15 protein-coding genes and 1 pseudogene are annotated in these 14387 nt (G+C 64.5%); 7 read left to right on the forward strand and 9 right to left on the reverse strand.

Annotated features, from left to right (window positions below):
- Nucleotides 1–15: 15 nt before the first annotated feature.
- Entirely contained in the window at nt 16–1479 is a 1464-nt protein-coding gene (locus tag ABDJ40_RS05270) for a S10 family peptidase (RefSeq protein ID WP_347606986.1), read from the reverse strand.
- An 83-nt stretch (nt 1480–1562) separates the two neighbouring features.
- On the opposite strand from ABDJ40_RS05270, the gene ABDJ40_RS05275 reads away from it, so the two are divergent.
- A complete protein-coding gene (locus ABDJ40_RS05275; protein ID WP_347606989.1) occupies nt 1563–2393 on the forward strand; it encodes a DUF429 domain-containing protein in 831 nt (276 codons plus the stop codon).
- Between the two features lie 53 nt (nt 2394–2446).
- Here ABDJ40_RS05275 and rocF read toward each other — a convergent pair whose 3' ends face one another.
- From rocF to ABDJ40_RS05295, 4 genes are all read right to left on the reverse strand, one after another.
- Nucleotides 2447–3376 carry an arginase gene (gene rocF / locus ABDJ40_RS05280; protein ID WP_347606992.1) on the reverse strand — a complete coding sequence of 310 codons (930 nt, stop codon included), beginning with the start codon at nt 3374–3376 and terminating at the stop codon, nt 2447–2449.
- 19 nt (nt 3377–3395) lie between these two features.
- Nucleotides 3396–4283, reverse strand: a complete 888-nt coding sequence (locus ABDJ40_RS05285) for an LOG family protein (RefSeq protein ID WP_347606995.1) — start codon at nt 4281–4283, stop codon at nt 3396–3398.
- 105 nt (nt 4284–4388) lie between these two features.
- Entirely contained in the window at nt 4389–5138 is a 750-nt protein-coding gene (locus ABDJ40_RS05290; RefSeq protein ID WP_347606998.1) for a HesA/MoeB/ThiF family protein, read from the reverse strand.
- Nucleotides 5139–5234: 96 nt separating this feature from the next.
- Nucleotides 5235–6671 (reverse strand): S41 family peptidase, encoded by a 1437-nt coding sequence (locus ABDJ40_RS05295; RefSeq protein ID WP_347607001.1) that lies wholly within the window; start codon nt 6669–6671, stop codon nt 5235–5237.
- A 425-nt stretch (nt 6672–7096) separates the two neighbouring features.
- Here ABDJ40_RS05295 and ABDJ40_RS05300 point away from each other — a divergent pair, with 425 nt between their 5' ends.
- The 4 genes from ABDJ40_RS05300 (at nt 7097) to ABDJ40_RS05315 (ending at nt 10405) form a co-directional block, all read left to right on the forward strand.
- Complete coding sequence (locus ABDJ40_RS05300; protein WP_347607004.1) at nt 7097–7642, forward strand: GNAT family N-acetyltransferase; 546 nt, start codon at nt 7097–7099, stop codon at nt 7640–7642.
- Nucleotides 7643–8247: 605 nt separating this feature from the next.
- Complete coding sequence (rbp, locus tag ABDJ40_RS05305; protein ID WP_347607007.1) at nt 8248–8598, forward strand: RNA-binding regulator; 351 nt, start codon at nt 8248–8250, stop codon at nt 8596–8598.
- A 490-nt stretch (nt 8599–9088) separates the two neighbouring features.
- Nucleotides 9089–9301: a transcription antiterminator/RNA stability regulator CspE gene (gene cspE, locus ABDJ40_RS05310; protein WP_285981844.1), complete on the forward strand. Its 213-nt coding sequence runs from the start codon at nt 9089–9091 to the stop codon at nt 9299–9301.
- A 93-nt stretch (nt 9302–9394) separates the two neighbouring features.
- A complete protein-coding gene (locus tag ABDJ40_RS05315) occupies nt 9395–10405 on the forward strand; it encodes a serine protease (protein WP_347607011.1) in 1011 nt (336 codons plus the stop codon).
- Between the two features lie 315 nt (nt 10406–10720).
- Here ABDJ40_RS05315 and ABDJ40_RS24730 read toward each other — a convergent pair whose 3' ends face one another.
- The 4 genes and pseudogenes from ABDJ40_RS24730 to ABDJ40_RS05330 all read right to left on the reverse strand — a co-directional run bounded on the left by ABDJ40_RS24730 (nt 10721) and on the right by ABDJ40_RS05330 (nt 11997).
- Complete coding sequence (locus ABDJ40_RS24730; RefSeq protein WP_430765597.1) at nt 10721–10960, reverse strand: Imm32 family immunity protein; 240 nt, start codon at nt 10958–10960, stop codon at nt 10721–10723.
- A 163-nt stretch (nt 10961–11123) separates the two neighbouring features.
- Nucleotides 11124–11702, reverse strand: a complete 579-nt coding sequence (locus ABDJ40_RS05320; RefSeq protein ID WP_347607014.1) for a plasmid pRiA4b ORF-3 family protein — start codon at nt 11700–11702, stop codon at nt 11124–11126.
- Nucleotides 11699–11863: pseudogene (locus tag ABDJ40_RS05325) on the reverse strand (transposase domain-containing protein); the annotation flags it as partial. The gene ABDJ40_RS05320 and the pseudogene ABDJ40_RS05325, both read right to left, overlap by 4 nt.
- Entirely contained in the window at nt 11851–11997 is a 147-nt protein-coding gene (locus ABDJ40_RS05330; RefSeq protein WP_347607400.1) for an Arm DNA-binding domain-containing protein, read from the reverse strand. The pseudogene ABDJ40_RS05325 and the gene ABDJ40_RS05330, both read right to left, overlap by 13 nt.
- 450 nt (nt 11998–12447) lie before the next feature.
- Here ABDJ40_RS05330 and ABDJ40_RS05335 point away from each other — a divergent pair, with 450 nt between their 5' ends.
- Together ABDJ40_RS05335 and ABDJ40_RS05340 are read left to right on the forward strand one after the other, a co-directional pair.
- Nucleotides 12448–13065: a BRCT domain-containing protein gene (locus ABDJ40_RS05335; protein ID WP_347607017.1), complete on the forward strand. Its 618-nt coding sequence runs from the start codon at nt 12448–12450 to the stop codon at nt 13063–13065.
- A 624-nt stretch (nt 13066–13689) separates the two neighbouring features.
- Entirely contained in the window at nt 13690–14316 is a 627-nt protein-coding gene (locus ABDJ40_RS05340; RefSeq protein ID WP_347607020.1) for a hypothetical protein, read from the forward strand.
- Nucleotides 14317–14387: the final 71 nt, after the last annotated feature.

Raw genomic sequence — 14387 nt, forward strand, 5'->3', positions numbered from 1 at the left:
GCTCGCGGCCGAGGGTCAGGTCTTGCCTGTGGCGGTGCGAACGAAATCCCTCAGCTCGCCGGCCATGCGTTCGCGACCCTTGCGCTCGATGTACATCATGTGGCCGGCCTCGAAGTAGCTGACGCGCACATTGGCCTGCAGGCCCTCGCGAAGGCCCAGGTGGGAGAGGCTGTAGTCACCGGCCGCATGCGGCGTGGCCAGGTCGTAGTAGCCGCTGGCCACGTAGACCAGCATGGCAGGATTGGCCTGCAGCGCGCGGCGCAGGGACTCGCCGGCGGCCACGTAGCGGTTCTCGAAGCCCTTCCAGCCCCAGTTCTTGTACAGCGGGGCGTGAACGAGATAGGGTGCGTCGCTCTGGTAGCCCAGCTGCTCGTGCAGCAGGCGGTTGATGCCCACGGCATAGGCCCCCGCGAGGTTGTTCATGCCGGGGTCTTCCTCGGCATGCTCGCCGGCGTCATCGCGGTCCTGGCCGGTGAAGCGGGCGTCGATGCGGCCCACGGTGAGCCCGCGCTCGCGCAGCAGCTCCTTGAAGAAGCGGCCGTCCTCGATGCGCAGCTGGCAGCGTTGCACGAAGGCAGGGCTCAGGCCGGTCAGCCGCGCCAGCTCGGCGGCCACGCGCTCGCGCTGCGCCGCGCCCAGGCGGCTGCCCTGCATCAGCGCGGTCCAGTACTCACCGAGGGCGAAGCGCTCCGCCTCGGCCACCACCTCGCGCAGGGGCTTCTGCTGCAGAGCCGGCGCCAGCGCCTGGTGGTACCAGGCGGCGGCCGTGTAGCCCGGCAGGAAGAGGGCGTAGGGCAGCTCGTTGCCGTGGTCGAAGGACAGGGCCTGGTAGTCCAGGGCGGTGGAGATGAGCATCAGGCCGTTGAGGTCGATGTCATGGCGCTCCTGCAGCAGGCGGGCCAGGCCGGCGGCGCGCGTGGTGCCGTAGCTCTCGCCGATCAGGAACTTGGGGCTGGCCCATCGCCCATGACGGCTGAGGTAGAGCCGGATGAACTCGGCCACGGCGTCCTGGTCACGCTGGTAGTCGTGGAACTCGCTGCTCTTCTCGCCAGGACTCATGCGCGAGAAGCCGGTGCCGACGGGGTCGATGAAGACCAGGTCCGATTCCAGCAGCAGGCTGGCCTCGTTGTCGCACAGGCCGTAGGGCGGGCGGCCGGAATGGCCCATGTCGTCGCAGCTGACGCGGCGCGGGCCCAGCAGACCCAGATGCAGCCAGACGCTGCTGGAGCCGGGACCGCCGTTGAAGCAGAAGGTCAGGGGGCGCTGGGCGGCCGGGCTGTCGTCCAGCGTGTAGGCGATGTAGAAGAGCTGGGCCTGAGCCTTGTCGTCCTGCGCCTTGTCCGGATCCTCGCTGCGGCCCTGCTCGCGCAGGGTGAGCGAGCCGACGCTGGCCTGGTAGGCCAGGCGGCGGCCGCCCAGGTGCATCTCGTGTCGGGTCTGGACCAGCACTTCCGGGCGGTCCGCCGTTGCCGGCTGCATGCGGGGCTCCGCAGGCGTTGGGGTGGTACTGACCATGCGTGCTCCCTCTACGCTTTCTACGCAATGTCGATAAAGTGGCGAGCATGCCGAGCCCCCTGACAATTGAAAGCCCGCCTTTGCTGGGGCTTGACTTCTCCTCCAGCCCCAGTAGACGCAAACCGGTGGTGATGGCCCTGGGCGAGCGGCGCGGCGCCGTCGTGCGCCTGACGGGTCTGGAGCGCTTCCTCACCCTGGACGCCATGCGCGAGCGCCTGTGCGGGCTTCCGGCCTGGCTGGGCGGCTTCGACCTGCCTTTCGGCCTGCCGCGCGAGCTGGTGGAGGCCCTGGGCTGGCCCCGTCAATGGCCGGCCCTGATGGACCATTTCTGTGCACAGTCGCGGCCCGAGCTGCGGGCGCAGTTCCAGGCCTTCATGGCGCCACGGCCGGCCGGTGGCAAGTTCGCGCACCGTGCCTGCGACGGGCCCGCGGGCGCCTCGCCCAGCATGAAGTGGGTGAACCCGCCGGTGGCCTGGATGATGCATGCCGGCGTGCCCCTGCTGCGCGCGGCAAAGGCCACACTGCCGGGGCTTTGCGAGGGGCGGCCCGAACGCGTGGCGCTGGAGGCCTACCCGGGCCTGCTGGCTCGCGAGCTGATCCAGCGGCGCTCCTACAAGAGCGACGATGCCGCCCGTCAGACGCCCGAGCGCCTCATCGCCCGCAAGGACCTGGTCGAGGCGCTGGAGCAGGGCCGCAGCCGCCTGGGCCTGCGCCTGAAGCTGAGCCATGCGCAGCGCGAGGCCCTGGTCGACGACGCCACGGGCGACAGCCTCGATGCGGTGCTGTGCCTCATGCAGGCGGCCTGGGCCGGCGAGCAGCCGGGCTACGGGCTGCCGCCGGGTGTGGATCCGGTGGAGGGCTGGATCGTCAGCGCCTGATCAGGCGGGCGCCCCTCGATGCGAAGCCGCCACCGGAGCGCGCATGCGCTGCATCACTTGCGCATCAGCGTCGACTTGCCGAACAGCGACTCGATCAGGTCCACCGCCAGCGTGGCGGTGCGGTTCTTCTCGTCCAGGGCGGGGTTGAGTTCCATCACGTCCAGGGAGGCGAGGCGGCCGGTGTCGGCGATCATCTCCATGCACAGCTGGGCCTCGCGGTAGGTGGGGCCGCCGGGCACGGTGGTGCCCACGCCGGGGGCGATGGAGGGGTCCAGGAAGTCCACGTCGAAGCTGACGTGCAGGTGGGTGTTGGCGTCCAGGGTGGCCAGGGCCAGCTCCATGGTGTGGCGCATGCCCATTTCGTCGATGTAGCGCATGTCGAAGACTTCGAGTTCCTGCTCGTGCACGAAGCGCTTCTCGCCGGCGTCCACGCTGCGGATGCCGATCTGGCGCACCCACTTGGGGCTGATGGCCGGATGCTCCTTGCTGAAGCCGCCGATCTCGATCAGCTCCTTGGGACCGAAGCCCGCCAGGCAGGCCACAGGCATGCCGTGGATGTTGCCGCTGGGGGTCAGTTCGCTGGTGTTGAAGTCAGCATGGGCGTCCAGCCACAGCACGCGCAGCTTCTTGCCCTGCTCCTTGCAGTGCCGCGCCACGGCGCTGATGGAGCCCAGGCCCAGGCAGTGGTCGCCGCCCAGCAGGATGGGCATGCGGCCCAGCTTCAACTCGGCATAGACGGCGTCGTGCACGGCGCGGTTCCAGGCCGCCACCTCCGGCAGGTGGCGGTAGCCGTCGACCGGCGGCTGCCAGGGGTTGTAGGGGCCGCTGAGATTGCCCCGGTCCAGCACGCTGACGCCATGGCCCTCCAGGGTGGGGCCGAGGTTGGCCACGCGCAGGGCCTCCGGGCCCATGCTGGCGCCGCGGGCGCCGGCGCCGATGTCGGTCGGCGCGCCAATGAGGGAGACGTTGCGCAGTGTGGTCATGGCATCCTCTTCAGGGGGTTCAGTCGTGGTGGGTCTGGGTCAGGTCGTACTCCGACTCGAGCAAGGCCCAGGCCTCCTCGGCGGAATCGACGAAGTGGAAGAGCTGCTCGTCGCCCGGGCTGATCATGCCGGTCTCGATCAGCAGCTCGAAGTTGATCAGGCGCGACCAGAAATCGCGCCCGAACATCAGGATGGGCCGGCGGCGGCACTTGCCGGTCTGGATCAGGGTGAGGGCCTCGAAGAGTTCATCGAGGGTGCCGAAGCCGCCGGGGAAGCACACCAGCGCCACCGAGCGCATCAGGAAGTGCATCTTGCGCAGCGCGAAGTAGTGGAAGCGGAAGCACAGCTCCGGCGTGATGTAGGGATTGGGGTGCTGCTCGTGCGGCAGCACGATGTTCAGGCCGATGCTCTTGCCGCCCACCTCATGGGCGCCGCGGTTGCCGGCCTCCATGATGCCGGGGCCGCCGCCCGTCACCACGTAGATGGGATTGCCGCGTGCCAGGCTCTCGCGGGTGACGATGCCGGCAAAGCGGCGCGCCTCCTCGTAGTAGCGGCTCATCTGCAGCTGCATCTGCGCGCGCTTGAGCGTGGCGGCATCGCCCAGGGCCTGGGCCTCGGCCACGCGGATCTCGGCGCTGGCCTGGTCGGGGATGCGAGCGCTGCCGAACATCACGATCGTGGACTTGATGCCCTGCTCCTGCTGCACCAGCTCGGGCTTGAGCAGCTCCAGCTGCATGCGCACCGGGCGCAGCTCCTCGCGCAGCATGAAGTCGTCGTCGGTGAAGGCCAGGCGATAGGCGCTGTTGGGGCCGTCGTAGTCCGGCGTCGGGCGCGCCTGGGCCTGGCGGGCTTCGTCCTTGGCCGAGGGGAAATTGCGGGCGGTCAGCTTGTTCTTGTGCTTGCTCATGCGGGGTCCCGGTGGGGCGGCGCGGGTCGAACTGTAGTGCAGTCGCTGAGAAATGTTATTTCCTCATTTGGCGCCGATGGTTGAATTTATTGTGTCGACGAACGGTTATGCGGTGCCGCAGCAGCGGCATTCGGGGTCGCGCTGCAAGAGAATCTCGCTCCAGCGCATCTGGCGTGCGTCCAGCATCTGCAGGCGCCCGGCGAGTGAGCCGGGGAGGCCGGCCAGCAGCTTCAACGCCTCGGCAGCCTGCTGGCTGCCGATGATGCCCACCAGCGGCGCGAACACACCCATGATGGCGCAGCGCACTTCCTCGAACTGCGCGTCCGGCGGGAACACGCAGGCATAGCAGGGCGTGTGCCCGGACCGGCTGTCATAGACGCTGATCTGCCCGTCAAATCCCACCGCCGCGCCCGAGACCAGGGGCTTGCGATGCCGCACGCAGGCCGCGTTGACGGCGTGGCGGGTGGCGAAGTTGTCCGAGCAGTCCAGCACGACGTCGGCCGACTGCACCAGGGTGTCCAGCCGCGCGGCGTCCACCTTTTCCTGCAGCGCCTGCACATTCAGTTCGGGGTTGATGGCCTTGAGCGTCAGCGCCGCGGAGGCCACCTTGGGCTGGCCGATGCGGTCCTGCCGGTGCACGATCTGGCGCTGCAGGTTGGTGAGGTCCACGGTGTCGTGGTCCACCAGGGTCAGGGTGCCCACGCCGGCCGTGGCCAAGTACAGGGCCACCGGGGAGCCCAGGCCGCCCGCACCGATCACCAGCGCGTGGCCGGCCAGGATCCGGGCCTGCCCCTCGACGCCGATCTCGTCGAGCAGGATGTGCCGCGAATAGCGCAGCAGCTGTTCGTCATTCATGCGGCAAGCATAGCGCCGCACCCAGGGCGTGCCGCAAAGAAAAAGACCCGCCGGCCACAGGGCTGACGGGTCTCCTGGCGAGGGCCGGGATGCGGCTTATTCGCCGGTCTTGGCCTCGGCCTTGCGCTCGGTGGCTGTCTTGGAGACGACCACCGGCTTGCCCTTGAGCTGGTTGAGGGCCTGCTGCAGCGGGAAGTCCTCGGCCGAACCGAACTCGGGCAGGGGCTTGATCGAGTCCTTGTTCTTGGCGTACTCGGCTTCCAGCTTGGCGCGGGCTTCCTCGCGGGCCTTGGCGCGGGCCTCGTCCTTGTCCTCGGGGCCGTTCTGCAGGTGCTTCTCGAGGTCGGCCTCGCGCATGCGCAGGGCGGCGAAGACGTTGCCCTCGGCGGTCTCGTCCAGCATGACGTCGGGCACGATGCCCTTGGCCTGGATGGAGCGGCCGCTGGGGGTGTAGTAGCGCGCGGTGGTGATCTTCAGGGCCGTCTCGGGGCTCAGCTGGCGCACGGTCTGCACCGAGCCCTTGCCGAAGGTCTGGGCGCCCATGATGACGGCGCGCTTGTGGTCCTGCAGGGCGCCGGCCACGATCTCGCTGGCGGAGGCGGAGCCTTCATTGACCAGCACCACCATGGGGATGCTCTTGAGCGCGTCGGGCAGCTTCTTCAGCGGGTCGGAGCCGCCGCGGCGCTGGTAGTACTCGGGGTTGGCCTTGAAGCTGGCCTTGGACTCGGCGATCTGGCCGTTGGTCGAGACCACCTCCACGTCCTTGGGCAGGAAGGCCGCGGACACCGCCACGGCACCTTCCAGCAGGCCGCCCGGGTCATTGCGCAGGTCCAGCACCAGGCCCTTGAGCTTGGGGTCCTGCTTGTAGATTTCCTCGAGCTTCTTGACGAAGTCGTCCACCGTGCGGTCCTGGAACTGGCTCAGACGCAGCCAGGCATAGCCGGGCTCGATGACCTTGCCGCGCACGCTGACCACCTTGATCTCCTCGCGCGTGATGGTCACGGGGAAGGAGCGGTTCTCCAGCTTGCGGAAGATGGTCAGCTGCACCTTGGTGGCGGGCTCGCCGCGCATGCGCTTGACGGCCTGGTCCAGGGTGAGACCCTTGACGGCGGTCTCGTCGATGCGGGTGATCAGGTCGCCGCTCTTGAGGCCGGCCCGGAAGGCGGGCGAGCCTTCGATGGGGGAGACGATCTTGACCAGGCCGTCTTCCATGCCGATCTCGATGCCCACGCCCACGAAGCGGCCGGTCGTGCCTTCACGGAACTCCTTGAAGCTCTTCTTGTCGAAGAACTGCGAATGCGGGTCCAGGCCGGAGACCATGCCGGCGATGGCGTCATTGATCAGCTTCTTTTCGTCGACGGGCTCGACGTAATCGGACTTGACCATGCCGAACACGGCGGCCAGCTGCTGCATCTCTTCGAGGGGCAGCGGCGAAAGGCTGCTCCTGGCGTTCGCCTGCAACTGCATGGTGGTCAATGCACCTGCCACGGCCCCCAGGGCCACCCATCCGGCGACTTTCAGTTTGGCACTCATGATGCGAGTGTTTCCTATCGGTGAGATCCAGTCATTTCGCCGTCATTTCACAGACGGCATCCCAAGTGAGGGGACGCTTTAAGTATAGGTCCCGCCCCCCGTGCCACGGCACGATGAGCAGGGCCCGAAGCGCCCAGATCAGGGGTTTATGCCGCCCCCTGCCGTGGGGTGCGCGCGACGCCTCGCCGTGCAGGGGCCCGGTCGAGCCGGGCAGTGCTGGATTCCAAGCAGTTCAGGACCATCGTGTGCTCCATCGGCGGCCATGAGTTGGCGGCTTGGCGTCCATAGTGCGCCTGCGGTGGGCGCTGTGCGGAAAGTCAGGGGCGGCGGATTGTTGAAAATCACACGACGCGGCGGCGGGTGCATGCCTCTGATCTGCACTCCAAGCTGTGTGGCCGCCCGGCCCACTCTCAGCTCAGCAGCCCATGCCCATCCCCGTCCTCGCCAGCGATCGCCTGTCTCTGGTCCCGTCAGACGCCTCCTGCGCGCCCGCCTACGAGCGCTTCTTCACGGACGCCAGCGCGTCGGACGGCTACGGCGGTGCGCCGCTGGCGGCAGAGGCCGCGAGGGCGCGGCTGGAGGCCGACCGGCAGGCCTGGGCGCTCCATGGCTTCGGCCTGTGGGTGATCCGCCATGAAGGCCGGCCGGTGGGAGCCTGCGGCTTTGCGCAGAAGCCGGGCTGGCCCCGGGAGCTCACCGGGTGGCTGCTGCCGGCGCATCGAGGGCAGGGCCTGGCCCGCGAAGCGTCGCGGATCGCCATCGGCCAGGCCTACGCCATCGTCGGCGGGCCCAGCGTCGAGACCTGCATGAAGGATTCCAACGCCGCGGCCCGTGCGCTGGCGCTGAGTCTGGGAGGCATCAGAATCGGCAGGCCCGTCTTCGCCGACGGGCTGGCCCGGGACCTGTTCCGGCTGCCGCGCGGTGCCCACGCTGGCCGCGCTCTGCTCGAGCGCACCTGCTCAAGGCGTTAGCCTGTGAGCGAGGCCCGTCGCAGTCAGGGGCATGCCCGCAGGCGCTGCCGCCTTGCAGAAACCTCGGGGAACCCGGAAATTTCCGGTTTTTACTGATCCGGTGTATATTCAACGGATGCCGGACAGCGCCGCATCCCTCAGTGGCGAGCTATTCCTCCAGTCCGGTGCGTGCGACGCCAGTCGCCCCTTTGACCGCAGAGCTTCGGTCAACTGAGCCAAGTAGCTCACTCAGGCATTCAACAACGCCTGCGTCTCTCAAACTGATTGATCCCCATTTCAACAGCTATTCCCATGGGCCAATACGTCGTCTTGCCCTCGACACACTCGACTGACTGCGGTCGCTTCAGAGCCGCTGTTGCGGTTCGGCGGATTCAAGGTGGCGACGGCTCACCCAGAACGCACGCCCTCGACAAGACTTTCGCTTCCCGAGAAGCCGCCAAAGTCATTGCGGTCACCCAAGGGTGGTTTCAAACGCCAATGCCCAACGCTGCGGCATTCTGATGCGTGATCGCAAATCAATGCGATTCATCAGACCGCTTATTCAGATTCAAAGTCTGCTTGCACACATCGAGACGATGTGAATCAACCATCCGAAAGGTATTCCAATGACCAGCAAGATTTACGTGGGAAATCTCCCTTACTCCGTCACGGACGAGACGCTCAAAAGCAACTTCCGCGAATTTGGTGAAGTCGCCTCGGCCAAGGTTTTGATGGACCAAGATACCGGTCAGTCCAAAGGCTTTGGCTTTGTGCAGATGGCAACCGCCGAGTGTGCGCAAGCGGCCATCAAAGGTCTGAACGGCCTTTCCGTTGAGGGCCGCGCCATTGTTGTGAACCTGGCTCGCCCTCGTGAGGATCGCGGCGCCGCGAAGTCGGCTGGCCCGGCTGAATTCCGCGCAAGCAAGCGTCAAGATGTTGGCTATGGGAATGGCGGGTTCGGCGGCGGTCGATACTGATTCAAGCATCGAATAGCCGTTTTCTATTGCCCATGACCGTGACTCGGCATTGAGTGCCAGTGCGGGACTCAGGGTTGCCGGCTTGCTGCCATACGCTGAGTGAAAACCCAAGCGATGGATGGCAGTCGTTGGCTTTTGCCGCGGCAAGGAACTGGCGAACCGTTTTTCAGTCAATAGAGCCACCGCCCTTGAATGTGGCGGCTGGCCTGCTCTCACGAAATCGCGAGCTATCGTGATGATGTTCCATTTCTGGTTTTTAAATGCAAAGGCATGCCCCTTTTGGGGCGGTCGAAGGTGCTGCAAATAAACTTGCACAGCTGGCGTTTTTAGGACTACTATGGCTTCGCTGATATGCACAAGACCGTCCGCTCTCAGGACTTTCCACTTGGTCCGGCCTTCTGCCAGGACCCCAGTTGAATCCCCAGAAGATTTTCTTGGCGTCTCTTCGCTGAGTGCAATTTCGCGCTTTGCAACTTGAAAGGAAATCAATATGACGACTCAAACTGGAACCGTGAAGTGGTTCAACGAAGGCAAGGGTTTTGGCTTCATCACGCCGGATGACGGTGGCAAGGACCTCTTTGCTCACTTCAAGGAAATTCAGGGTGGCGGCTTCAAGACGCTCAACGAAAACCAGCGCGTGGAGTTCGAGGTGACTCAGGGCCAAAAGGGTCCGCAGGCATCACGCATTCGCTGCGTGAGCTGAGCATCGCTCACCCAAGGATGCGGCCAGGCCAACTGGCTGCGTCGATGAAAGCGCGGCTATGCCGCGTTTTTTTTTGCCCATCTGGAGCGTGCTTTGAAAAACCTTCAAGAAGCCACGGAGCGAATCTGCGAACTGAAAGGCGGCATGGTGGCATTGGATGCCCTGTTGCCTGCCGTCATTGATTCCCTCTCGGCAGCCGGGCTGCTGAGGCTGTCAGCTTCGTTCGATGCACACGCGGAAACCGCGCGGACGCTCATGCTTCATTCAGAGATGTCAGATATCGTCCTCGCCGCCTTTGAGCGGGAGGTCGCCCGGCATCATGCGGTTTTGCAGCGAGGTCTGCGGATGACACCCGCGCCCCCGAAGGTCGCGTCCATCGATCCCATGTGGCTCGCCGTGACGCCCCTGGAGGCCTTTCGGGGCACACAGCGCCTCTCCAGGGGCAGTGCCTTCTTCTATCGGAAGGGCGACGCGCTGTTCCTCGTCAGCACGCAATCGGCGTTTGCGGGGCGTTGCGGGCAGCCCGTGGCTGATCGCCTCGAAATAGAGGTGGCCATGGATGCGCACGATGCCAATTTGCGGGCGCGCTGTTCACTCCCACTCCTGTCGGAGGGGCTGCCCCGTTGGCATGCGGTTCAAGATCAGGCCGGGCCGACCCCTGTGGCAGCATTGCCGATCGCGAGCACTGATCTGCCGGAACCTGCGGTCATCCTGGCATTCGACGAGACGCACATCGCAGATTTTGGCGAGGACATTGCCATCGGCGACGTGATCTCGATGATTGGCTTTCCAGAGAGCCTTTCGCATGCGCCTCATGCGGTGCCGATCGCAAGATCAGGTGCCATTGCCTCGCCCCACACGTGGTCCTTTCAGGGCCGCGCCTGTTTTCTGACGGACGTGGTGTCAAGCGCTGGCTGTGGCGGTGCAGCCGTCGTGCGTCGGCGCGCGATCAGCCGCTCGGCTTCAGCTCCGCTCGCCTGGCAGCTGCTCGCAATTCATTCGGGTGAGCCCTTGGAGGGGGCTGAGGCGGGTGCGTCTGGCGCTGATGCCAGGCTTTATCGCGCGTGGTCCGCACAGTCTCTGCGCGAACTCCAGTGGCCGTGATGCTGGACGGGTGAAAGACTCGCGTGGTGCTTGGCGGGCAGCCTTCAAGCTGACCTCCGCAGAGCCCGCCAGGGCCTGGCGACTTTCCTTGCCTGCGGTCTTCAACGCGTGGCTGACACGCGAGCTCAAGTGCATGGAGCTCCCGCGCAAGCGACGAGCGCAGGGGTTCTCGGCCCCTATCTGTGCGGCAAGAGCTCATGAATCCGGTTGGCTGGCTGCAACGGCATCGTTCCAGTACGTCGCACAGGTACGCATACGGGTCATGCCCGTTGGTGGGTAGGGTCCAAGGTTCTCTGGCTTGCTCTACATACTGGCTCAGCTATTGCAGCGGGCCACGACGAAGTGAGGCGAAGTCCGGAAGGCCTTGATTCGATCACCGAGGTGAACATGGTCAAACTTCGAACCCATGCGATCCATCTCGTCTGCGCAATCCGCCAAGAACTGGGCCATCGCCCGAAGTTCGGCAGCGGATGCCACCAAGGTGATCTCGGCTAAGGCCGACGGAACGATGTTCTCAGGCAGGGGATCCGTGTGCTCATACCCAAAAAGTCGCATGCGTTCTTTCCTTCGTGCTCGCTTACGCCGCGTAGATCAAGCTCGATACCCACTGAGTAAAGCGACCGCATGGCAAGCATAGAGATGCCCTGCCAGACATCGAAGCCTCGGTGCCGACATAGAACAAGCATCCTACGAATCGGTCAGACGCAGGCGTGGCGGATCAACGCAGCTTGCGAATCGCCATATTGGCGGCATTGATGCTGAAAGCCCTGGCGTCGAAGGGTCCCCCCCACCAACGCCAGTAGTCCGCCTGCTGCTCATGCTGCGGGTTGTGCATGGCCTCCAGGAAGTCCATGTAGCCCGGCGGCCCGCCCACGTCCTCCGGCGGACAGGCATTCTCGCCAGCCAGGCACATGGCCCAGTCGTTGCGGCCTTCCTGGATCGGTAGCCGTTCCTCGACCGTGATGCGGTGATCCCAGCCATCGCCGAAGTCGTAGCTGTAGAGGAACTCGTGGACCTGCTCGCCGAGCACCGCACCGACGGTGAACTTGCGTTCGTCAAGGACGTCACTGCTGCCCCAGTTGTCATCGGGCATGCCGTAGCGCCGCTGCTCGATCTGCCACTCGTGCAGGTGGCTGTTGGTCCAGCCCATGGCCGCCTGGACGAGGCGGTCCAGCTTGGCGAGCTTGACGGTGTCGGGCACGACGATGCGCCGCCAGATCAGCGGCTCGATGTGCTGCAGCTCGATGCGCAGTTGGTATGCGAACTGGGGCTTTGCGCGCTGGAACTTGGTGCTCATCCGCCAAGTGTCGCAGCACTGCTGTGCCACCGATGTGGCAGCAACCCGGCAATGCGGCTGGCCGGCTGCGTGGGCAGCCGCTCCAACACATCACGGATGTAGGCATAGGGCTCAAGCCCGTTGAGCTTGGCCGAGTGGACCAGGCTCATCACGGTCGCCGCACCATGGTGCGCTCTCCGGCGGCCCTCAGGCTTACCTCCGTAGAGCTCCCCAAGGCAAGACGCTTTTCTTTCCCCTCAAATCGGTACTTCAGGAACCAGCGCGTTGACCTTGACGCACTGACCTTCAGGTACAGGCCGTGGCGTCAGAGAAGCGTGCCTGCTACTTGTCAGCCGGGCAGCTTGCGTTGTTGCAGGCGGTAGTCGTCAGCATTGGGGGAGCAATCTCCGATGAGTCGGAGAGGTGGACTTCTGTTCCCCTGCCTGTTCCCCCGCTTTTGATGAGCTGTAAAGCGTCCGATTGACACGCCCTGAAATGACAAAACCCTCTAAGTCCTTGATGCACTTAGAGGGTCTGCAATGGGGCGACATCGGATGAAATGCCAACGTGGTCCCCCGACAGGGATAGAAAAGTCCTACTAAGCGGATGTCAGGCAAAGCGCATCGAGCAAACGGCGCGTTCATGTTCCCCGGATTGTTCCCCGGTAGGCGTGGTTCAGTCATGAGCGGTGCAAATTGGAATCAGTGGCGTTTTTCCCGTCGAGTCGGCTTGACCCACCGATAGCATCGACTCGGGAGGTGCCTGAATGTCCAATTTCTTTACTCGCCAGGCCGCACGCTTCAACAACGAGATGGCGCGCTCCTGCGGTGCGCTGATCGGGATCGCCCAGGGCATCCTGGCCGACAGCATGCTCAATGACGCAGAGATCGTGTTCCTGTCCAACTGGCTGGAGGCCAATGAGTCGATTGCCAGCGCTTGGCCCGGCAACGTGATCTATGAGCAGGTCCGGGCGATCCTTGCCGACGGCCGGGTGACAGAGGAAGAGCGAGCCCACCTCTTTGACGTGCTGCAGCGCCTCGTAGGTGGGGCCCTGGACGACGTAGCCAATGCGCCCCAAGTCACAGAGCTGGCAATCGACGAAGTGAACGGGCTCGAAGTCCCAGGCCGACGCTTCTGCCTGACGGGTGACTTTGCCTACGGTGCCCGGGGCCAGTGTGAGCGCCTGATCGAGGAGCGAGGCGGTGAAGTCTCATCCTCCGTCTCGAAGAAGGTCCACTATGTGGTGGTGGGTGGCCTGGGCAGCCCGGAGTGGAAGCATGGGAGCTTCGGCACCAAGATCGCCAGGGCCATGGAACTCAAGCAACAGGGCGTGCCGCTTCTGATCGTCCATGAGGATGCCTGGGTGGCTTCGATCAGGGCATAGCGGGCGGGGCCACGGGTCTGCTTTGATTTGCTGAATATTCAAACAATCAAAGATCGCCTAAGTGGTTGTCCTGAAAGAGAAATATTTCCCCATTTGCTGCTGAATTCAATTCATAGGGGGAAAATTTTCTGCGCGTGGGTAACCCAGCGGTCAGGAGAAGCGACTGCCTTAGACTTTCGATGCCCCCCTACCCTGTGACGTGCCCACAGGTCCGGCCTGGTCGGTCTCGGGGTCAGTCCAATTCTGGGCATACCCGGGACATCGGCTGAATTCCCAGCACATGTGCAGGTGCCAATGCCTCGTCCAGGCCCCCCACCGCGTCGTGAGTCATCAGGAGACGCCTCGCACAAGGGAGCCGGGGGGGGCTCAGTTTTGAGCAGGCCGTGTCAATTCCGGGGATGAGTCCCTCGCGCGCGTGCGCGCGCTCAACGGCTGGCGGTCCCGGCGCTGCATCTTGGGCGTTTTTCCGGGTTAGCGTTGCAGCGATAGGCACATCCCGGTCATTCGCAGGGCGCTGCCAACTTTTTGCCCCCCTGAGGTGCATCCAGAACTGGATACACCCAATGGAGCGTCGTAGTGCCGGCACATAGGATTCGGCACATTCAGGAATCAGGGAGCGTGCAGATGGGACCTATTGACAAGGCGACCGCATGGTCACTTGGCCTGTGGTTGGTCACGGTTGGGCTTATCGCAGAACAGCACTCTCCATGGCTGTGCAAGCTTGGTCCATCAGAATGGGCCGCGTGGGTACAGGCGCTCGGGTCAATTGCCGCAATCTCCGCATCCCTGGCAGTTGGCCGCAATCAAGCGGAAGCCGTTCGCTGGGATCGGGAGCGAACTCAAGCAAGTGAAGAGTACGAGAGAGGGGCTGCGTTGCTGGCTCATTTGACATTCATCACAGGAGAAGCAAATGCAGTCGTCGAGACGATCAGGCGCATGAATTCGGCCGGCCTTCCTCGCAGTGATCCGGGATTGCGAACTCTGCTCAGATGCAATCAAACGCTGGTTGAACTACTGACAACTCCACTTGGCCCGGTCGAAGTGATAGCGCTCAGCAAGGTACGGTTTCCGATTGCTCAACTCATCGAAATTGCCGAGGGGCTGGCTGATTCGGCCAGGACGGGGACAAACTCCACTAGAGTCACCAAGGCCTTAGACGTCTACCAGCGCAATGCCGAAGCTGCCTTCGAGTCTCTGAAGGCTCACACGGAGAAGGCTTATCAGAGAACTTTGGGCGCCCGTGCCGTATAGCTATCGAGGTGGCGCCGTACAGCAGGTCTCTCGCCCTGCGTCCGAGGAGCCTCCCCTCCGCGGGAGCGGAG

The organism is Roseateles flavus (assembly GCF_039872765.1).
In the GTDB taxonomy this organism is placed as follows: Bacteria; Pseudomonadota; Gammaproteobacteria; order Burkholderiales; family Burkholderiaceae_C; genus Roseateles_B; species Roseateles_B flavus.